The organism is Treponema maltophilum ATCC 51939, assembly GCF_000413055.1.
Lineage (GTDB): Bacteria > Spirochaetota > Spirochaetia > Treponematales > Treponemataceae > Treponema_C > Treponema_C maltophilum.
The window spans coordinates 2,319,128-2,339,195 of sequence record NZ_KE332518.1; the positions used below are offsets into that span (position 1 = coordinate 2,319,128).

General features: G+C 49.7%; 18 protein-coding genes. 10 read left to right on the forward strand and 8 right to left on the reverse strand.

Going from position 1 to position 20,068, the window contains the following annotated elements:
* Positions 1–89: 89 nt before the first annotated feature.
* From HMPREF9194_RS10690 to HMPREF9194_RS10710, 5 genes are all read left to right on the forward strand, one after another.
* Positions 90–2,108, forward strand: a complete 2,019-nt coding sequence (locus tag HMPREF9194_RS10690) for a S1 family peptidase (protein WP_016526390.1) — start codon at positions 90–92, stop codon at positions 2,106–2,108.
* Between the two features lie 237 nt (positions 2,109–2,345).
* Positions 2,346–2,798, forward strand: a complete 453-nt coding sequence (locus HMPREF9194_RS10695) for a Fur family transcriptional regulator (RefSeq protein ID WP_016526391.1) — start codon at positions 2,346–2,348, stop codon at positions 2,796–2,798.
* A gap of 39 nt (positions 2,799–2,837) precedes the next feature.
* A complete protein-coding gene (locus HMPREF9194_RS10700; RefSeq protein WP_016526392.1) occupies positions 2,838–3,926 on the forward strand; it encodes a metal ABC transporter substrate-binding protein in 1,089 nt (362 codons plus the stop codon).
* A 76-nt stretch (positions 3,927–4,002) separates the two neighbouring features.
* Positions 4,003–4,704 carry a metal ABC transporter ATP-binding protein gene (locus HMPREF9194_RS10705; protein ID WP_016526393.1) on the forward strand — a complete coding sequence of 234 codons (702 nt, stop codon included), beginning with the start codon at positions 4,003–4,005 and terminating at the stop codon, positions 4,702–4,704.
* The gene (locus HMPREF9194_RS10710; protein ID WP_016526394.1) at positions 4,701–5,516 is read left to right on the forward strand and encodes a metal ABC transporter permease; all 816 of its coding nucleotides are present in this window, start codon (positions 4,701–4,703) and stop codon (positions 5,514–5,516) included. Before HMPREF9194_RS10705 ends, HMPREF9194_RS10710 begins: the two co-directional genes overlap by 4 nt.
* A gap of 88 nt (positions 5,517–5,604) precedes the next feature.
* On the opposite strand, the gene HMPREF9194_RS10715 is transcribed toward HMPREF9194_RS10710, so the two are convergent.
* Together HMPREF9194_RS10715 and HMPREF9194_RS10720 are read right to left on the reverse strand one after the other, a co-directional pair.
* Positions 5,605–8,541, reverse strand: coding sequence for a tetratricopeptide repeat protein (locus HMPREF9194_RS10715; protein WP_016526395.1), 2,937 nt, complete (start codon positions 8,539–8,541; stop codon positions 5,605–5,607).
* Positions 8,538–9,974 (reverse strand): fibronectin type III domain-containing protein, encoded by a 1,437-nt coding sequence (locus HMPREF9194_RS10720; RefSeq protein ID WP_245540741.1) that lies wholly within the window; start codon positions 9,972–9,974, stop codon positions 8,538–8,540. The genes HMPREF9194_RS10715 and HMPREF9194_RS10720 overlap by 4 nt, the downstream gene beginning before the upstream one ends.
* 72 nt (positions 9,975–10,046) lie before the next feature.
* On the opposite strand from HMPREF9194_RS10720, the gene uvrC reads away from it, so the two are divergent.
* Positions 10,047–12,065 (forward strand): excinuclease ABC subunit UvrC, encoded by a 2,019-nt coding sequence (gene uvrC / locus HMPREF9194_RS10725; protein WP_016526397.1) that lies wholly within the window; start codon positions 10,047–10,049, stop codon positions 12,063–12,065.
* Here the strand turns inward: uvrC and HMPREF9194_RS10730 are convergent.
* The 6 genes from HMPREF9194_RS10730 to HMPREF9194_RS10755 all read right to left on the reverse strand — a co-directional run bounded on the left by HMPREF9194_RS10730 (position 12,026) and on the right by HMPREF9194_RS10755 (position 15,849).
* Positions 12,026–12,715 carry an HAD family hydrolase gene (locus tag HMPREF9194_RS10730; RefSeq protein ID WP_016526398.1) on the reverse strand — a complete coding sequence of 230 codons (690 nt, stop codon included), beginning with the start codon at positions 12,713–12,715 and terminating at the stop codon, positions 12,026–12,028. The genes uvrC and HMPREF9194_RS10730 overlap by 40 nt on opposite strands.
* Positions 12,716–12,726: 11 nt before the next feature.
* On the reverse strand, positions 12,727–13,656 hold the full coding sequence (locus HMPREF9194_RS10735; RefSeq protein WP_016526399.1) for an NYN domain-containing protein: 930 nt from the start codon (positions 13,654–13,656) through the stop codon (positions 12,727–12,729).
* Positions 13,657–13,677: 21 nt separating this feature from the next.
* Complete coding sequence (locus tag HMPREF9194_RS10740) at positions 13,678–14,232, reverse strand: histidine phosphatase family protein (protein ID WP_016526400.1); 555 nt, start codon at positions 14,230–14,232, stop codon at positions 13,678–13,680.
* Between the two features lie 18 nt (positions 14,233–14,250).
* The gene (locus tag HMPREF9194_RS10745; protein ID WP_016526401.1) at positions 14,251–14,562 is read right to left on the reverse strand and encodes a winged helix-turn-helix domain-containing protein; all 312 of its coding nucleotides are present in this window, start codon (positions 14,560–14,562) and stop codon (positions 14,251–14,253) included.
* Positions 14,552–15,154, reverse strand: coding sequence for a hypothetical protein (locus tag HMPREF9194_RS10750; protein WP_245540742.1), 603 nt, complete (start codon positions 15,152–15,154; stop codon positions 14,552–14,554). The genes HMPREF9194_RS10745 and HMPREF9194_RS10750 overlap by 11 nt, the downstream gene beginning before the upstream one ends.
* Before the next feature lie 194 nt (positions 15,155–15,348).
* Positions 15,349–15,849, reverse strand: coding sequence for a hypothetical protein (locus tag HMPREF9194_RS10755; RefSeq protein ID WP_016526403.1), 501 nt, complete (start codon positions 15,847–15,849; stop codon positions 15,349–15,351).
* A 347-nt stretch (positions 15,850–16,196) separates the two neighbouring features.
* Here HMPREF9194_RS10755 and HMPREF9194_RS10765 point away from each other — a divergent pair, with 347 nt between their 5' ends.
* The 4 genes from HMPREF9194_RS10765 (at position 16,197) to HMPREF9194_RS10780 (ending at position 20,061) form a co-directional block, all read left to right on the forward strand.
* On the forward strand, positions 16,197–17,093 hold the full coding sequence (locus tag HMPREF9194_RS10765; protein WP_016526404.1) for a permease: 897 nt from the start codon (positions 16,197–16,199) through the stop codon (positions 17,091–17,093).
* Positions 17,090–17,974: a TIGR03943 family putative permease subunit gene (locus tag HMPREF9194_RS11995; RefSeq protein WP_016526405.1), complete on the forward strand. Its 885-nt coding sequence runs from the start codon at positions 17,090–17,092 to the stop codon at positions 17,972–17,974. The genes HMPREF9194_RS10765 and HMPREF9194_RS11995 overlap by 4 nt, the downstream gene beginning before the upstream one ends.
* A gap of 45 nt (positions 17,975–18,019) precedes the next feature.
* Positions 18,020–18,760 (forward strand): NAD-dependent protein deacylase, encoded by a 741-nt coding sequence (locus HMPREF9194_RS10775; RefSeq protein WP_016526406.1) that lies wholly within the window; start codon positions 18,020–18,022, stop codon positions 18,758–18,760.
* Between the two features lie 68 nt (positions 18,761–18,828).
* The gene (locus HMPREF9194_RS10780) at positions 18,829–20,061 is read left to right on the forward strand and encodes an argininosuccinate synthase (RefSeq protein ID WP_016526407.1); all 1,233 of its coding nucleotides are present in this window, start codon (positions 18,829–18,831) and stop codon (positions 20,059–20,061) included.
* The last annotated feature ends 7 nt before the right edge of the window (positions 20,062–20,068 follow it).

The window sequence follows — 20,068 nt, forward strand, 5'->3', positions numbered from 1 at the left end:
ACGGAACAGAGCCGCAGGCTCTACGCTTCCTCAAAAACTTTTTATATCCGAGGCTGCGGTTTCGGATAAAACTTTTTATAGGAGTTTGTATGAAAGTGCAGCGTTTTTTCGCTTTTATAGCGTGCATGATTTTTATGCCGCTTTTGACCGCACAAGCAGTACTGAAACCCGAAGTATTGGCAAAGCTGAATGATGCCGTCTTTGAAGTCGTCGTTCTTAAACCCGAAGAAGGGGCAATCGAATACGAAAAGCCGCTTCCGATGGAACGGATTCCGTTCGCAATCCGCAACGACAAATATCTGCCGATCGGAACGGCGTTTTTAATGGACGACGGCCTGTTTTATTCGGCCGCACACGTGTTCGGTTTGACCGAAGAAAGTCAGTATACCGATTATTACCTGCGCGCGCACGACGGAACCGTCTATAAGGTCGACTCTCTTTTATCGTTTGCAACCGACCGGGACTTTATCGTGTTTACGGCGGAAGGCTATACGCAAAAAAGCAAGGGGCTTTCGGCAAAAACCGATGCGGCTTTAAACACGCAAACCTTTTCGGTCGGGAATGCGCTCGGCGAAGGAATCATTATCCGCAACGGTCTTTTAACAAGCCAAACCTTTGAAGAAGAAAGCGGTGCGTGGAAGTGGCTGCGCTTTTCCGCAGCCGCAAGCCCCGGCAATTCCGGCGGGCCGCTCATTACCCCCGAAGGCGACGTGCTGGGCATTATTACGATGAAAAGCGCAAACGAAAACCTCAATTACGCGCTGCCCTTTGCCGAAACGAAAAACGTTCCGCACGGAACGGGAACCGTTCACTCCCCGCTCCATTACGTCATGCCGAACATCATTGCGGAAAAATTCTTTTACATATACGATTATAAGCAAAAGCTCCCCGCAAAACTGACCGACGTACGCCGCACGCTGCTTGCCGACTACAACGCGTTTATCGCGGGCATTATAAAAGACATTCAAAAACGCTTCGACTTCGCCGGCGAAGAAGGCTTTAACAAAGCCGACGGCTCGGTCGAAATCCTGTACACGCCGTGGATGGCCCGTTTTCCCCTTACCCTTGTGAGAACGGACAACAAAAAATGGGGCGCCTATAAACCGAACGAAATAAACGATTACAAACTGCCGCAAAACGGCAGCGTTTCGTACGGACGCATGCTGAATTTTACCATGGCGTTTATACAAAAGCCGGATAACGTCGGCATGGAAGAATTGATTTCTTCCCCGAAGCTGTACATGGATTATCTTTTAAGCGCATCGCGCATGTACCGCACGGTCGGAACGGAACGCGTTGCCGTAACCTCTTACGGACAGCCTTCCCGCTCCAACACGCACAAGGACATCTACGGCCGCACATGGCTCGTCAACTATTGGAGCCTGCCCTTTGCCGACGCCGAAGCCGTATGTTTCGCTTTGCCGCTTCCCGGAGGTTTGTACGTCGTAACGAAAACCGACTCCACATCTTCAATACGCAGCGGGCACAATTTGGACATGGCCTTTATGACCGACTACGTAATTCCCCGCTATGCGGCATCGTTTAAAGAATGGAAGGAATTTTTAAGCATCCCTGCGCAAAGTTATCCCGTCGATCCGTTGCTCGGTCCGATACAGTTCGGCTTCGGTTCAAGCGGCACATCATTTAAAAATGCCGAATACGATTTAACCGTTTCGCAAAAAAACTTCCCGGTCGACGAAGATGCCACCATGCGGCTGATCTTGGGATTTTTCTCAAAAGACGGAAAAACCGATTTTGAAGTGCGCGGCTTTGAAGCGTTTACAAATACCCGAAGCGACAACTATAAGTATTTCGGTATTACGCGCCAGCTCAATCCGCCGGAAAATGCCCCGCAAGGTATGCTCGATACGTGGGCGCAGCAAATCGGACGCGCGGCTCCCTATAACGCCCGACCGTACAATCAGGATCAGTACACCTATTACGACGAAATTCTGTTCCTGAACGGCGTAGCGGCAAAGGATCGGCCGAAACTGCCGTTCGTCTACCAGCTCGGCACGGAACTGAAGCAGCACGATAAATTTAAAGAAATCGCGTCCTTCGCTTCGGCAATCAAAAAATCGCTTAAACAACCGAAAGGTTATAAATAACGGCTTTTTGATTCGGGCTGTTCAAAAACGTAATTTAAAATTTGTCGAGGATAGAGAAAAGGTAATTAACTTTTTCTCTATCCCCTTGAACCGCGCAAAAATTAAAACGAAAATCAAACGTGCAAATTCTTCACAGATTAAACCGCGATTGGGATAGGAGGCCGCCTTTACGGTATTTTCTTTTTTACTTAATTTCCCTCTTGACTTTATATATGAGAATGATTATCATTTTCATATATGGCAGATAAAGCGAGGGAATCGTACAATACCAAGCAGCGCGAGCGTATTATACGCTGCCTGAAAGACGCGCAGGAAAGGCATTTTACGGCGGAAGAACTGTTTTATGCGTTAAGCAAAGCCGACAAGGCAAACGCGCCCGCGCTCGCAACGGTATACCGCACACTGGATAAGCTCGTAAAAGACGGCTGCATACGTAAGTACAGCGCAGGTGAAGGCGAAAAAGCCTGCTTTCAGTACATAAGCGACCGAGCCGACTGCGGCGAACACTATCATTTAAAATGCACCGGCTGCGGCGCATTGATTCACCTTGACTGCTCTCAAATGGGAATGCTTGTTTCGCACATACGGCAAAAGCATCGGTTTATTCTAGATACGAGCCGGACAGTGCTTTACGGATTATGCGCGAAATGCAGTAAAGTTACCTCCGAAAACTGCAGTTTTCAGAGGTAACTTTAAAAATATATCGATTAATTCCGGGGAGAATTTATCATGAAAAAATTTATTGTTTCGGCGGCCGCGATTGTATGCGTGCTTGCCTGTTCGGCGTTTTTGTTTGCATCCGGTGCAAAAGACGGCGCTAAAAATAAGGCGCAAAACGACAAACCGAGTGTCGTCGCAACGATTTTTCCCGTATACGATTTTGCGCGTGCGGTTATGTACGGAGCCGGCGATGCGCAAACGGGAAAAACGTCCGTTATTGTGAACGAAAAGAATTTAAAGCTTTTGGTTAAACCGGGAATGGAAATCCATTCATTCGATCCCTCTCCTGCCGATATTGCCGCAATTCACAATGCCGATGTGTTTATCTATATCGGCGGGGAAAGCGACGAATGGGTCGAAGACGTTTTAAAATCGATCGACACGTCCGATAAAACGATTGTGCGCTTGATGGACTACGTCGACCTCGTAGACGAAGAAATCGTCGAAGGGATGGAAGCCGAAGACGAGCATGATCACGAACATGATCACGCGGCCGGCGAAGCCCATGACGAATACGATCATGAAGAAAACGAGCATGAGGCGGACGAACATATTTGGACGTCGCCTGCAAATGCAGTGAAAATGGTCGACGCGATCAGGGATGCGCTCGTAAAGATCGATACGCAAAAATACGGCGGGAAAAATGCGGCGGCCTTTACGCAAAACGCCGCCGCGTACAATGCGCAGATACGCGCGGTCGACGCTCAAATTCGAAAGACGATAGACGCCGTCTCCGACAAATTCATATTGATGGGCGACCGTTTCCCGCTACGCTATTTTACCGACTATTACGGACTGGGGTACAGTGCGGCGTTTAACGGCTGCAGCACCGCCGTCGAAGCGAGTACGGCAACCATCGCCTACCTTATCGATAAGGCAGCCGAAAAAAAAGTGCCGGCGGTTTTTGCCATTGAACTGAGCAATCAAAAAATCGCAAAAACCGTTGCCGAAGGCGCGGCAAAAAAAGGCGCCGGCAGCGTACAGGTGTTGGAATTGCATACGATCCACAACGTGTCGCGCGACGACTTTAAAGCGGGCGAAACATGGGTTTCGCTTATGAAGCGCAACGTGGCGAGCCTTAAAAAGGGCTTGCGCTGATTGTGTACCGTCGTTCGGAGCCGGCAAAAATCAACCGGTCTTTGCCGTCCGAGCGATTTAAAAACGGGAAATAAAAATGGCTATACTGTCCGCCGAAAATATTTGCGTATCCTACGGCAGCCGCAAAGCGGTTGAAAACGTATCGCTCGCTATAGAAAGGGGCGACTACCTTTGTATCGTGGGCGCAAACGGTTCGGGCAAAACGACTTTGGTAAAAACGCTGCTCGGTTTTATCCGCCCCAAATCGGGGCAGGTAAACCGCGAAAGTTGCGCGATCGGGTATCTGAGCCAGCAAAACGCCGTTCAGCGGGATTTTCCCGCGTCGGTAAACGAAGTCGTATTGTCGGGGCGGTTACGGCAAAACAGTTTGATGCCTTTTTATTCTAAAGCCGACCGCGCTGCTGCGGCCGAGAGGTTGGAACAGCTGGGTATACAAGAGCTGGGAAAGCTTCCTTACAAAAATCTTTCAGGCGGCCAGCAGCAGCGCGTGCTTTTGGCGCGCGCGTTGTGTGCGGGAAGCGATTTATTGGTGCTGGACGAACCCGTTACGGGATTGGATCCGTCCGTTACCGATGAATTGTATGCGGTAATCCGCGCGCTCAATCAAAAAGAAAAGACGGCCGTGCTTATGGTGTCGCATGACGTGCGCCGCGCGGTTGCAAACGCATCGCGCATTTTACACATGAATACGGCCGCCTTATTTTACGGAAGTACGGAAGACTATAAAAAAACCGATCTGTACCGCACGATGACCGCCGTGGAGACTTGTTGCCGATGATTCAATTACTTCGCGATTTGTTTTCGTATTCGTTTATTATACGCGCACTCATAGGCGGCAGCCTCATTGCGCTGTGTGCGGCGCTGCTCGGCGTAAATCTCGTTTTAAAACGCTTTTCGATGATAGGCGACGGACTGTCGCACGTGGGGTTCGGAACCCTGGCCATCGCCATGGCACTTAATTTATCGCCCCTTATCGTATCGATTCCCGTCGTCGTTATTGCGGCTTTTTTGTTGCTGCGCATCAGTACGAATTCCGACATAAAAGGCGATGCAGCCGTCGCGCTCTTTTCGAGCAGTGCGCTCGCTTTGGGTATTTTAATCACTTCGATAACATCCGGCTTAAACACCGACGTTACAGCCTATATGTTCGGCAGTATTTTGGCGATGAGCAAATCCGACGTGTACATAAGCATTTGTCTGGGCATCGTTGTTATAAGTTTATATATTTTTTTATACAATCGCATCTTCGCCGTTACCTTCGACGAAACGTTTTCGGCGGCGGCGGGAATGCACACGCGGCGCTACAATTCGTTGCTTGCGGTTCTTACCGCGCTCACGGTTGTTGCCGGCATGCGCTTTGTCGGCGTTATGATGATTTCAAGCCTCATTATTTTTCCGGCCTTGAGCGCAATGCGCGTTTTTAAAACCTATCGGCCCGTCGTCATTTTTTCGGCGGCGTTTTCTCTGATCTGTTTTTTTATCGGAATTATTGCGAGCTTTGTATGGTCGACGCCGGCCGGAGCAAGCATCGTTACCGCGAATTTAATCGGATTCGGCTTGTGCGCTTTAATCGGTTTTGTAAAAAAATAAACGCTTCCGAGACGACAGGGTTTCAGCACCGGTTTTTTGCGGCGGCGTTTTCCCTTTTGACGGCGTTTGTATGGAGCCGCCCCGACGGTCAAGGGCTTTTTTTATTGAGTCGGTCTAAGACCCGATGAATTTCTTTTCGCAAAGCCCGCGCATGCCCCTTGTCCGAAAGCGTATTTGCAAGCGAATCCATATACGAAAGCGTTCTTTGCAGAAATTCCTTTTTCGGCGCTCCCGTATAGGGCTTTACCAAGCCGCTCGAATGAAGCGCTTGCGCCGCGGCTAAAAGTCCGGGCTTCCCTTCCAAACGATCGATTACATAATCCAGTTTAACCCTGTTCAAATCCGAGAAGAATTCGTCTTTTTTTTCATCCGGCAAATACGAGCACAGACCGCGCAGCGAATTGAACATTTCGAAAGTGCGTGAAAATTCTTCTATCGGCGAAGTATCGAATACATCGTCAAGCACCTTGCGCACTTGATTCATAAGCATTTCGTCAAAGTTTTCGTCGTCTTCCGGTTCTTCAGCCGAATCGAGCACTTCCAGCGGGCGGTCGTCCTCTACGGGAAAGTCTTCATCAAAAAGCGGCTGTTCGGTATCGATAGGCATTTCATCCGGCAGCGGATTTTCGTCTTCGAAGTTCCCGTTTTCTTCGGGTCTTGGCGTCGTCGGAACAACCGGTTCCGCACTCTCCGTTTTCGGTTGAGGTTCGGGCGGCAAAAATTCGGGCTCGAGCGGCACATCGTCAAGCGGCATGTCGTGAAGTGGAATCGGCGCGCTTTGTACAGGTATCACGTTTTGCGGAGGAGTATTTTGTACAAGCGGAACGGTTTGCGGAGGCGTAATCGGTTGTGCGGCGGGAACGGACGTTTGCGGCACCGGCGGTATACTTTGTGCCGGCTGCGGTATAAATTGCGGTGGCTGCGATATAAATTGCGGCGGTACCGGACTTTGGGGTGCTATAGGGGAAGACGCATTTTGAACCGGCGGAGGCAGGTTTTCAAAAACGGGAATGGTCTTTTCTTCATTCCGCACACCGTCTTCCTCGTCATCCGGTTCGAAGCCGCTTCCGTCGACGGTCAGCAGTTCCTCTTCTTCTATAGGGTCATAGTGCTGCGAACTTTTTTTATCGAAAAAATCATCGAACAGTTCGTCTTTATCGGTCGGAGTAATCTCCAAAGGGCTGTCGATGGGAAACAGATTTGAAAGGTCGAACGGTTCTTTGTCCTTTTGTTCGAAACTCTTTTCGTTTTCGGCGTCCGAAAAAAAAGACTCCGGAAAAATCAACGGATCGTATTCGTCGTGAAAAAGCGGTTCGTCAGCGGCGGCATCAAGTTTAAGCACGGCATCTTCGCCTTCATCTTCTTTTTGCCGAAGACTTTCAAAGCCTATTTCGGCACTCGATACGGGAAAGTCGTCTTCATCTTTATCCCGGTTTTCATCTTTGCCTTTTTCGCCGCCAAATGCATTACCGTCGAGCACATCTTCGCCGTTTTTGTTTTCGTCTTTTTCCATAGCGTCGAGTGCGGTTTCCCGCACCGTCATTGAACTGCGCAGCGTATCCAAATCGGGATCGGAATCGTTATTTTTATTCAGCAGTTCCGCGATAAAATTCATCGATGCGGCGTCTTCATTTAAAAATTGCGTTAAAATTCCGAGTTCTTCTATCGCAAAATAATTGTTGCTGTCGATATTCAAACTGCAGCTTAACGCCTTTAAAGCCTTTTTATATTTGCCGAGTTCGCGGTAACATTTACCCAAACGTGCCCACGCATCGGCATCTTCGGTTTTTCGCCGTAAATATTCTTTTAAAAGCTGTTCCGCATATTTTAATTTTCCCGTATGCATAAACTGTTCGGCATTGTCTTTTAAGAAATCCGCGGCTTTGCAGTCGATGCGCAAAATGCGCCTGTAACAGGTATACGCTTTTTTTATGTCGTTCCGGCGCGCAAAATATTGAGCCAATACGTTCAACGTTTGAATATTATGAGGAGAGGCATCGTAAATCTTTTTGAGCAAGATATCGGCATCGCGGAATCGTTCCAGTTCGATAAGAATTTTCGCATAACGCAGGGATGTTTCCGTATCGTTCGCCTGCAATTTTCCGAGCCGTTCCATAATGGCGGCCGCATCGAAATATTTTTTTTGCTTGTCGTAAACCTTGCCGAGTCCGTCCAGAGCGCACATGTTTTCTCCGTCCAGCGCCAAAGCCTTTAAATACGCATTTTCCGCTTTTGCAAAATCGTTTTGTCCGGCATACAGCTTGCCGAGCTTATTGTACGCGCTTATGCTTTTCGGGTTTAACTTAATGTTTTGCTGCAGCACTTCTTCGGCGCGGTCGGGCCGGTTTATTTTTATGAGCAGCTCGGAATACGCGTCCAAGGCTTCATCCCAATTCGGTCTGACGCGGAGAGCCGCTTCAAAATGCATTATTGCCTTTTCCGCTTCGTTCAAACCGACAAAATGGAGGGCTAAATTATAGTGCAGAATGGGATGGTTCGGATCGATCTGCAGCCCGCGTGAAAAAGCGGAGAGCGCCTTGTCCGGCTGCCCGAGTAAATCTTCTATCGTTCCCAAGTGATTGTACGCAAGCACGTCGTTCGGGTTCAATTCGATTGCATTCAAAAAGCATGAAACGGCTTCATCGTATTTACCCATGAGCTTATACGTGTAGCCTTCGTTGTAAGCCATTTCATCGGGATTTGCGCTGACCTGCCTGACTTTTTCGATAAGCTTGATGGATTCGTCGTATTGCCCTCTTCTGCGGTATATTCCGCTTAAATGGTTCAAAGCCGAAAGATTCGACGGGTCGCTTTGAATAACGGTTTTGTAAATTTTGAAGGCGTTGGCATCGTCGCCTGCATACACATAAACGGAGCCTAATTTTGAAAGCACGTCGATATTATTCGGATCTGATTTTAAAAGACGGACATATAAGCGTACGGCGGATGCATAATCGCGCGCAAGAACGGCCTTTTCGGCGCGCTGCATTATTAAAAATTCTTTTGAAAACGTATTTTGTTTCATCGTTTTCCCTTTAGGGGCCGCGCAAAAACTTCCGCCGACAGCGCGCCTTCAAGAGTCGGCTCCGAATCTTCATACGCGGACACCGCAAAATAATATATTTTGCCGTTTTTTAAGCCCGTAAGGCGAAGCGAAAGCGTATTTCCCGCGTTTATCGGTGAGCGGCCCTCAAGCGCGTCAGTGCCCAAATATTCGCCGGGACTTTCGCCGTAATAGACGATATAGCCGTCCGCGGAATTGCCGGCGGACGCAAGCCACGAGAGGTCTACGCTGCCGTCGCCTGCCTGCGCAAATACACGCACGGGCGCGAGCGGGGGATCTTTTTCCGTATATTTTAAAGTCAGCTCCGTGAGGGTCGGGGTTTTTTCGCCCAAGCCGTCGGTATACAAAGCGGCGGCAACTTGCAGCCATATTCCGCCGACGTTTTCTATTTTCGTGTGTTCCGTTACAGGGCCCCACGCCGGATCGGAGTCCGTCCACGCGTGATAGTTGCCGCCCGCGCGCACAAAAAACTGAATGTCCGTTTCTTTCGGCGTATCGACAATCGCTTCGATGCCCGTTATAACCGTTCCGGGGGGAAAGGGGCCGACGGGTTTTGTTTCAAAATATGCACCCGACGGATTGAACAGCGGCTGCCGGTGATCGAAGCGCACGGCTTTTTTTTGTATGCAAAAATCGTCGATTTTACCGGTAAAACCGGGGCAAATTGCAAGTTCGGCGGGAACGCCCAAAACGGGCAAAAATACGGTTCCCCGTGCGCGCGAAGTGTCCGTCGTATAAGTTAAGTCTTCGGTTTTTCCGTTTACGCAGTATTCGATCAAGCCGGTTTCTTCGTCAAAACTCAACGAATGAAGTGCCCACGTACCGGGAATGGTTAAGCTTTTTCCCGAAAGCGTCACATTTTTCAGCATGTTCGCGGACGCGAACACGTTCGTAAAAGTCCATTCGAGCTTATTGTTAAAAAACGCGGCGGCAATCATTTGGTAAACGGAAACGCCGTCAACCGTCCGCGATGAACGCCACGAAAAAACCGTTTCGCCGTTTTCGGCAAGAGAAGGGTTCAGCCAAAACGAAATCGTAAAAGAACCGGTTTGTCCCGGACGTCCGAAAATGCTTTGAGGTCCGCCTTTCAATTCAAGCCCTTTAACCGCCCCCTTGCCAAGCGCGGCATATTTGCCCATAATGGAACCGGACACGGGCGTAAGAGAGGAAGACAAAAGCGTATAATTCCCCGTGCGGTCAAAAACGGCGCCCGTTTCGAAATTCAGCAAGAGGTCGGTGTCGGCCGTCGCCGAAAGACCGGCGCCCGCTACGCAAACGGCTTCTTTGCCGAACCGGCCGGCCGTTTTTGCAATATTTTCGGCTCGTGAAAATTCGGGCCAGCCGCGGTCGCCGCCCAGCACCAGTTTTTTTTCCGCCGCAAAAAGAAGCGGCACCGCAAGAGAAAAAAATAAGAGGCTTGTTATATGTTTTATTTTTATACGCATTTTTCGGGTTAACGGATCGGAATGGAAGCTCAAAACGCACAATACGAAATTTTGCACCGAACGGCTCTTTCGGCGCCGCAGTCGAGCGGCGTGTATTTATGGAAAGACGCCGGCGCACATATTCTGTATGTAGGCAAGGCTAAAAATCTGAAAAACCGTTTATCCTCCTATTTTTCCGGGCATAAAGACATAAAAACCCGCGTTTTGGTATCAAAAGCGTTCTCTATAGAATATATCACGACGGACAACGAATATGAAGCGCTTATTTTGGAAAACACCCTTATAAAGCAGCACCATCCCCGATACAATATAGACCTCAAGGACGATAAATCCTACCCGGTTGCCCGCATTACGAATGAAGCATTTCCGCGGATTATAAAAACCCGCAGAATTATACAGGACGGTTCGCTGTATTACGGCCCTTTTCCCAACGCAGGCGCTTTAAGTACCTTTATCGACACTTTGTCCGCCATATATCCGCTGCGTCAGTGCAAAAGAATGCCCGACAGGAAAAATCCCTGTATGTACTATCATATAGGACGCTGTGCCGCTCCCTGCTGCGGTAAAATCGACAAACAATCCTATATCTCTATTATCGATGAAATTAAGAGTTTTCTTGAAGAAAATGTCGAAACGGCCGCACGGAAGCTCGAAGCAAAAATGAAAGAAGCGGCTAAAAATCTTGAATTCGAAAAGGCCGGACGCTGCCGCGATTGTCTCGGTGCGCTGCGGACTTTGCGTCAGCAAAACGCCGTCGTCGATTTTAACCCCGAAAGCAGAGACTACATCGGCTTTTATTCGGAAGGAACCCTCGTAAGCTTTGCCGTTTTAAAAATGCGCTCCGGCAAACTGGTTATGCGCGATTTATACCGAACGCGCAGTTTAAAAGACGATGACGAACTTATCGGCGAGTTTATGAGCGCGTATTATACGGAAGCGGCAATGATCCCGCCGAGGATTTTCGTACGCAATAAGAGCGGAACGGAATTGATGGAAAAATGGCTTTTTGAAACCTTCGGCGTGCGCACGATTATAACCGTTCCCGAAGAAACGGACGCGTTCGCCCGGCACGACGCCGCTTTGAACATGGCCGTTCACAACGCAAAAGAAGACATTATCCGTCGAATGCGGGAACGCGGCGATACGCCGGCTTTGGAAGAATTGAAAAAGCTGCTCAATTTGGATTCGCTGCCTATGCGCATAGAAGGCTTCGACATAGCCCACCTTGCGGGCAAATTTCCGATTGCGAGTCTTATCAGCTTTTACAACGGGAATCCGGACAAAAAGAATTACCGCATATTCCGCTTAAAATCGCTGGACGGCCGGATAGACGATTTTGAATCCATGCGCGAAGCGACAAGCCGCCGCTACACGAGACTTTTAAACGAACAGGCGGAAATGCCCGACCTCATTATGATAGACGGCGGCATCGGGCAAGTGAATGCGGTAAAGGGCGTTCTCGATGCGCTCGGGCTGAACATTCCGATTGTCGGCTTGGCAAAACGCGACGAAGAGCTGTATGTGCCCGGGAACAGCACGCCGCTGCGATTGCCGAAAAGAAGCGACGCGCTGCGCCTTTTGCAGCGGGTACGCGACGAAACGCACCGGTTTGCGACGAGCCGCAATCAAAACCTGCGCACAAAAGAAAATACCGTAAGCCTTTTTACAAAACTGCCGCATATCGGAGAAAAGCGTGCGGCGCTGATTACGGAAAAATGGCCGACCATGGCCGAATTGAGCGCGGCAAGCGTTCAGGAAATTGCCGATGTTTTAACGCTGAGTACCGGCCCCGCCGAAGACGTGCATAAGGCCGCCGTTTTGCTTGCCGCGCAGACCGCGGAACGCCGAAGCGTACTTTCAGCGGATACGGCACTTGCAGCAGCCGGCACATCGGGTTCCGGCACAGCGCCTGCGGGTGCCGATTATGCCGCGCAGCTTGCGCAGCTCGCGCTGAAAGGCGGCGCGCAAGACGATTCGTCCGCGGCCGAAAAAGAAAGTTCTTACGCTTCCGTGCCTTCCGCCGAACCGTCGGGCAAATAGTCGAAAAAGCTTTCGGCGTACCAATCGCAGTATTTTTTCATTTCTTCGGCGGGACAGCGCGCCGTTTCATCGTAGAGCGCCGCGACCGGATAGCCCGCGTTTTTTGCGGTGCGCACCGCAAAAAACGCGTCTTCGAACACAACGGTCTTTTCGATCGTGCTGCCCAAAAGTTTGCGCGCCGCATGGAAGATTGCCGGAGATTCGGCCTTTGCGCTTCCGGCTTCGGTGGACGTTACAATGCCCGTAAAAAATTCGGCAATTTGCAAACGTTCAAGAACGATTTCCACCAAATAGCGGTCGGTTGCCGTAGCGATCGCCGCCGGTATACGGTGCGCTTTTAAAAGCGGTAAGAATTCGCGCACGCCCGGCTTTAAAAGCACCGTCGTTTTATAGCGTTCTTCGACAACGCTGTTGCATTCTTTTATAACCGTTTCGCGCTCCAAACCCAAATTATAATGCGTATTCAAATAATCGGCGGCGTCGATTATCGTCAGCGGGTACAGCGTTCTGTCCAAGCCCGGTTCGGGAACGAGGCCCTTGCTGCGAATATACGTACTGCCCATCGATTGCCATACTTGCATGGAATCGACCAGCGTGCCGTCCATATCGAAAATTGCGCCGTCAAAATCGGTAATGTTGAATTTTTTCATATGTTATTTTCTTATACCTTACTCAAAGACCACGAAAGTCCGCGTTTTTCCAATTTAACGATTCCGCGCTTTTCCGCGTCGAGGGCAAGCTGCTTAAAACGTCCGTAACCGTAATCGCGGTAATTGATTTTTTTAGCCGCTTCGTTGAATAAAACGGGCTTGCCGTTGTCCAAAACCGACAAAAGTTTGTTGAATACTTCCGGCAAACCCTTTTGCGCACGCTCGGTCAGCTCCAAAATATTGCCGTCTTCGTCGGCATAACGCAGCCCCTTTACCTTAATCGCATCGTTTATAAAAGCCTTCCACGTGCGGTACCCGAGCTTTTTTTCGTTAAAGCCCGAATTGAGCAGTTTCATGCGGATTTTTACGGCGCCCAAATGCGGCGTTTTCTTTTCTTTTTGCATAATATCGACCGTGTCCTCGAGCAGTTCGAAGGCACGCTCGCGCGTCAGTTTTTCGCTTCCGCTATCTTCGTCCGAACCGTTGTCGGCCGAATCCGCATCGTCGATAATGTCGCGGTAATCTTTAAAGTCGTCGGCCATTTTTAAAAGGTCTTCGGACGCGTTGTTTGTAACGTCGCAGATAATCTGCGTTTGCTTACCGTACTTGCGCAAGCTCAACAAAAGCGGCCGAAAATCCGCATCGCCGGTAATCAATACGAATTTATCGATATGCGGATATTGAAAAATCAGTTCGACGCCGTGAGCGACCATCGACATATCCGAGCTGTCTTTGCGCGCCGCCGGCACGTGAATAAGTTCAAAACTGTTTGCCGCCAATTCGGCCGCGATATTTTTTATGTGACTGCGGTTCCAATCGCCGAATGCCGTCGCGTACGATATTTTTCCTTCTTCGGAAATCGTGTCCACGATGAGCTGAATATAATTCGTTCCGCGCGGCGGCGTAACGTTTTCTATGTCCCACAAAATAGCGATATTCATCTTTCCTCCGAAAAGCGATAATCAGCGTTTTTCAAAATCGAATTCGAAAAGCTGACAGTTGTCCACATGAAAATTGCGGAATTCTTCCTGCGTAATATTCCGAAAATACGTACTCATAAGCGCCATAATCATACCGTGGCACACAAAAAGAACATTGCCTTCGCCGCCCGCCGAAGCGATTTCGTCGATAAGGCCGTAAGCGCGGTGCGAGGCCGATACGAGCGATTCGCCTGCGGGAAATTTTACAAACGGATTTTCCCGTACGCGAAAAAACTCGTCGGATTTTTCCCACGGCAGATTTTCAAATTTGCCGAAGTTGACTTCTTTTATGCGCGCATCGACCGTCGCCGTTAAATTGAGCGCTTTTTCAATATAAGACGCCGTATCGCGCGCGCGTCTAAGCGGCGACACGAATATACGCCGAATGTCGTTTTTGCTTTGTTCTTCCGCAAGACGCGCGGCCAAGGCTTGCGCTTGAGCGCGCCCTTTTTCGGTGAGGTTCGATTCCGACCAGCCGCATGTGCGGTGCGCGACGTTCCAATCGGTTTCGCCGTGCCGGGCAATAAAAAGTTTCATGACCCAAGTATAACGGTTTTATAAAAACGAAGCAAGTTTTTGTGCGTATCTTTTTACGGCTTTGCGGCCCAAGCTTGTCGCACTGTAGAGGGTAAGCGGCTTGCGGTTTACAAAAAGCTTTTCCACCGTTAAATAACCGGCGTTTTCCAATTTTTTACAATGCGCGGTTAAATTGCCGTCGGTTGCGTGTACCTTATCGCGCAGCACGGTAAATTCGATTTTTTCGCAGCCGAGCAAAACCGACATAACCGCAAGCCGCAAACGGGAGGACAGCTGCTCGTCGAGCAGGCGATGGTCAAAAGAAACGTCGTACCGGTTATCAGCGCTCATCGCCGCTCTTCTTTTTTCGCATAATAAGCAAGCTCACAAAAGCGGGAATTGCCAGCAGTACAAAAGTTGCCGCGCTGATAATGAGCGGTGCCGCGTAGGGCTCGACAAAAAGGCAGGGCGGCGCACACAAAAGCCAACAAAGGCTTTCCGCATACATTATACGGCGGACTTTTTTTTGCACCAGCGTGCCGCTTACCGCGCAGCCCAGGGCAACCGATATGCCGATGATGAAAAATACTGCGGGAAAGGCAAGTTTATCGAAAAACGCCAATACAAAACCCAGCACGATTATAAAACCGATGCCGCCCCATAAAACGGCGAAGATACGGTCGGAAGCCCTTTGTATTTTTATCCGCCGTTCGCGGCGAAAATACAGAGGCAAAAAAATCTGGCAAAATCCGATGACCGCAAGCCAAACGACCCACACGAATTCGGAAAGTCCCACATGAACAAAACAGTATGTTGCGGCGGTTCCGAGAGGAATCGAGATGCCGTACACTAAAAAAGGAACGAGCATTGTTTCAAAGCCGGCCTGTGCGTCTTCGGCCAATGCGCCGATAAGAGTCAATCGTTCTTCTATTTCGTTCATCATTTTGCCTCTCGGTTGTTATCTTGAGCATCGGACAACGATCTTTACGCGGCAGGGATTGAAGGGGCGGCGAAGCCGTTCCGAAGGAATGGAGCCGAACGGCGGAACCCCGGAAAGCCCGTTTTTTGCGATGCAATCGCAAAAAGCCGCCCTCAAAAATTCCTGCAACGGAAAATCCGTCGTTCCCGTCTGCAATATTACCGTATCGGAATCGTGTAACGCAAGCCCGATTTCGCGTGGAAACCGAATCCGCCTCCGCCCATTTCGGTAAAAAAGCTGAATCCGACCGGTTTTTCGGTCATAAAAAATTCAAAACCGAAAAAGCCGTGCCCGCTGAGTCTGACCGTCGGCTCGCCCGACTTCATCGGGAAAAGCGCGACCGCACCGCCGCCGCCGTATAAGCGGATATTTGCGGTTTGCATAATGTGGCCGCCCATGACGGAACAGTCGAGAACAAAAAAGCCGCTCCGGTGGTCGGCGCTCGGGAAAAAATAATCCGTATTTGCGCGGAAGGCGAGCGAATTGTCAAACAGCCACGGCGAAGTAAGCGCGGCCGAAAGACCGAAGTTGTTTTGACGGCCGACCAAGGCGTAATCGATGCCGATACCCGACATCGATCTTTGATCCGAGCCTTCTTTTGCGAACGAGAAGGTGCAAACGGCGCACAGCAACAAGGCGCCGCATACGATTTTTTTCATATCATACTCCTGTTTTAATGAAAGTTTGAAAGCCGAATACACAACAAAACGCTGCAGCCGATTTGAATCGTTTCTTCGCTTTCATAAAATAAGCATAGCACGGTTACTTTATTTTGTAAAGTACTTTGCGCAGTTTTATGCTTTTTTTCACGCCGCCCGGCCGAAAGCAAGCGGTTTTGCCGCGTTTCGTTTATGCCGAATTTGTGACGCGGCGTTCCGGTTTCCCCGTTGAATCCGTTTCCGCTCTTATTGACAGACGGCACAAGACCTGTTATGTTTAAATTTGCAAACGAGTTGCAAATTGGCCGCTCGAGTTGGCTCCTCGAGTCGGTTGTGCAGGAGTACGCATGGTTTTGGCTTTTTTAGGAATTGTACTGCAAGCTTTTCCGTTTTTAATTACGGGCGTGCTGCTTTCGTCCTTGATAAGTTTTTTTGTATCGGAGCGGTTCATCGAGCGGCATTTTCCGAAAAACACCGCCGCGGGAATCGCCTTTGCTCTGTTGGGCGGATTTTGTCTTCCCGTATGCGACTGCGTGTCGATACCGGTGTTCCGCAGTTTGGTCAAAAAAGGAATTCCGTTGACGTCGGCAATCGTTTTTATGACTGCCGCGCCGGTAATAAATCCGGTGGTTATTCTTTCCACCTATTACGCTTTTAACGGCAACATGCGGATCGTTTTTGCGCGGGTATTTTTGGGCATTATCTGTTCGGCGCTTATAGGTTTGTCGTTTTTGATACGTGCGCCGAAAAACGTACTGCTGCCGGGCGAACACTTCGGCGGCGGAGACTGCGGCTGCGCGGCCTGCTCTTCCGAAAACGGCGGCCGTAAAACCGTTCACGCTTTTTTTGAACACGCGCGGCTCGAATTTTTCGGCGTGGGAAAATATTTGATTGTCGGAGCGGCGTTTTCGGCGCTTTTACAAAGGCTCGGCGGAAAGCTGACCTTCGAATCGGCGCCGAGCGCAATGGCCGTATCTTTGTTTATCATGATGGCTCTCGCCTTTTTGCTTTCTTTGTGTTCTTCTTCCGACGCGGTAATCGGGCGGTCGTTTATCGCGCGGTTTTCGCTTGTGCCCGTCTTGGGCTTTCTCGTATTCGGCCCTATGCTGGACATAAAGAATATCCTTATGCTCTCGGGCGGTTTTACGAAGCGCTTTATCGTGCGGTTTTTAATTACATCCTTTACGGTATGTTTTGCCGTTTTGTTCATCTGCATTTTATGCGGTGCGGAGGCATGGTTATGACAAAGCGATTTTCGCTTCAGCCGATGATCGAAGCGGCAGGATGCGCCCTCTTCGGTTTTTATATTTTAAAACTCTGTCTTACAAACGAATTTTTATTTTATCTTACGCCGCGTATGAAACCGTGGCTGATTTTTACCGCCTGCGTTATGTTTGCATGGGCGCTTTCCGCCGCAAAAACGGCTTTTGAAGCGGATCATTATCATGTAAACCTTACCTCCGTTTTTGTGCTGTTGATTCCCCTTATGCTGTTGCTGCTGCCCCGCAAAAACATAAGTATAGACGATTTGTCATATGCGCCGCAAAGCGGTTTTTCGCAGGGCGGCTATTCGGCACAAAAGGTACCGAAAACGGGCAACCCCTTTTTAACGCCGCAAAAAGACGCGGCGGATGCAAGCGCCGGTACGGCGCCCGGCTCGGGGGGCTTTCCCGTTCAGCGGAAAGACGACGATATGCAGAGCACGCAGAGTGAGCAAAACGCCGCAGCCGAAATCACGCTGCCCGGCCTTGATTCGGCGCATAAAACGATTACGGTTTCCGACGAAGATTTTTTGCAATGGGTCGATGCCCTGTATAAACATCCCCATCAATTTGAAGGCTACCGCATCAGCGTAAAGGGCATGACCTTTCACGACAGCCGTTTTATGAGCGAAACGGAATTCATTCCGGCACGCCTTCTTATGGTGTGCTGCGCCGCCGACCTTGTGCCCTACGGCCTTGTGTGCCGCTACGATAAAATAAGCGAATTGGAAAACGGCACATGGCTTACGGTTACGGGAACCCTTGCCGTGCGGGATTACCGCGGAAGCCCCGAACCTCAAATCGACGTGGAAAAACTTGAACCGGCCGAAGCCGTAGACGCATATCTGTATCCGGGTATATAAAAGCCGAAACTTGACAAGCGCCGTATTGCGGTACATACTGTTTTTATGAACGGAACGGAAGAATTACAGCGCATTATCGACGAAAGCGACAATATCGTTTTTTTCGGCGGAGCCGGCGTGTCGACCGAAAGCGGCATTCCCGACTTTCGCAGTACCGGCGGCTTGTACCGTCAGGAGTGGAAATATCCGCCGGAAACCATTTTAAGCCGCAGCTTTTTCGATTCGAATCCCGCGGAATTTTACCGCTTTTATAAAAAAAAGCTGATTGTAAAAGGTGTAAAACCGAATGCGGCGCATTTAAAACTTGCCGAACTTGAAAAAGCCGGAAAACTGAAAGCCGTCATCACGCAAAACATAGACGGACTGCATCAGGCGGCCGGCAGCAAAACGGTATACGAACTGCACGGAAGCCTTTTGCGCAATTACTGCATGAACTGCCGCGCTTTTTATACGGCAGACGAAGTCGTACAAAACAGTGAAAAAGACGGCGTGCCGCGTTGTTCAAAAACATCCGGCTGTTCCGGCATTTTAAAGCCCGACGTCGTGCTGTACGAAGAAAGCCTTAATTCCGACATTCTTTCAAAAAGTATAGACGCGATCGCAAAGGCGGAGACGCTGATTATCGGCGGCACATCGCTCGTTGTCTATCCCGCGGCGTCCCTTATTCGGTATTTTTCGGGAAGGCGTCTTGTGCTCATAAACAAAGGCGAAACCTCCGCTGACGACCGCGCCGACCTGATTATCCGCGACAGCATCGGAAAGGTATTCGAAAAAATACGTGTATAATCCGCTTGTATAAATTATACAAAAATGCTATACATAATGCATATTTATGCACAAAAGAGGCAATCGGTATGAATAAAGAAAAAATCATTCTTTCGTATTCCGGCGGTTTGGATACGACGGTCATTATTCCCTGGCTTATGGAAAATTTCGATTACGAAGTTATCGCGCTGTGCGTAGACGTCGGTCAAAAAGAAGACTGGGACGATATAAAAAAACGTGCGCTCGACACGGGTGCAAAAAAGTGTATCATCGTCGATGCGTGCGAAGAATACGTAAAAGATTATATTTTCCCGGCACTCAAAGCCCAAGCCGTTTATGAAGACCGCTACCTTTTGGGAACGTCGACGGCACGGCCGCTTATCGGGAAAATTCTGGCGGAAGCCGCGCGTAAAGAAAAGGCCGTCGCGATTTGCCACGGCGCAACGGGCAAGGGCAACGATCAAATCCGTTTCGAGCTGGCGATAAAAGCCTTTGCTCCCGAAGTAAAGATCATTGCCGCATGGCGCCATCCCAAGTGGAATATGGACAGCCGCGAAGCCGAAATCACCTACCTTGAACAGCGCGGTATTCCCGTTCCGATGAAAAAAGACCAATCGTACAGCCGCGACGAAAACATTTGGCATTTGTCACACGAAGGTTTGGAATTGGAAGAACCCGAAAACGAAGCGAATTATAAACATATGCTTAAACTGACCGCCGTTCCCGAAGAAGCGCCTGAAAAAGGCGAATACGTCGCCATCGATTTTGAAAAAGGCATTCCCGTCGCGGTAAACGGCAAAAAACTCGCGCCGGCGGCCCTGCTCGAAGAATTAAACAAAATCGGCGGGCGCAACGGAGTCGGCATTACGGATATTGTCGAAAACCGCGTCGTCGGCATGAAAAGCCGCGGCGTATACGAAACTCCCGGCGGCAGCATTTTGTACTTTGCCCACGAAATGCTCGAGCACCTGTGTTTGGACAGCGACACCTATCATTTTAAGCAGCACGTCAGTCTTAAAATTGCCGAACTGATTTACGGCGGAAAGTGGTTTACACCGCTTATGACGTCCCTTTCGGCCTTTGTCGATGCGACGCAAAAAACGGTTACCGGAAGCGTCAAGCTCAAGCTGTACAAGGGTTCCATACGGAACGCGGGCACATCTTCGCCCTATTCGCTGTACAACGAAAGCATCGCAAGCTTTAAAACGGGCGATTTGTACGATCATCACGACGCCGAAGGCTTTATCACGCTGTACGGCCTCCCGATAACGGTGCGCGCCCTTATGGAAAAAGAAAACGGTTTGCCGCCGCAGTCTTTATAAAGCATTT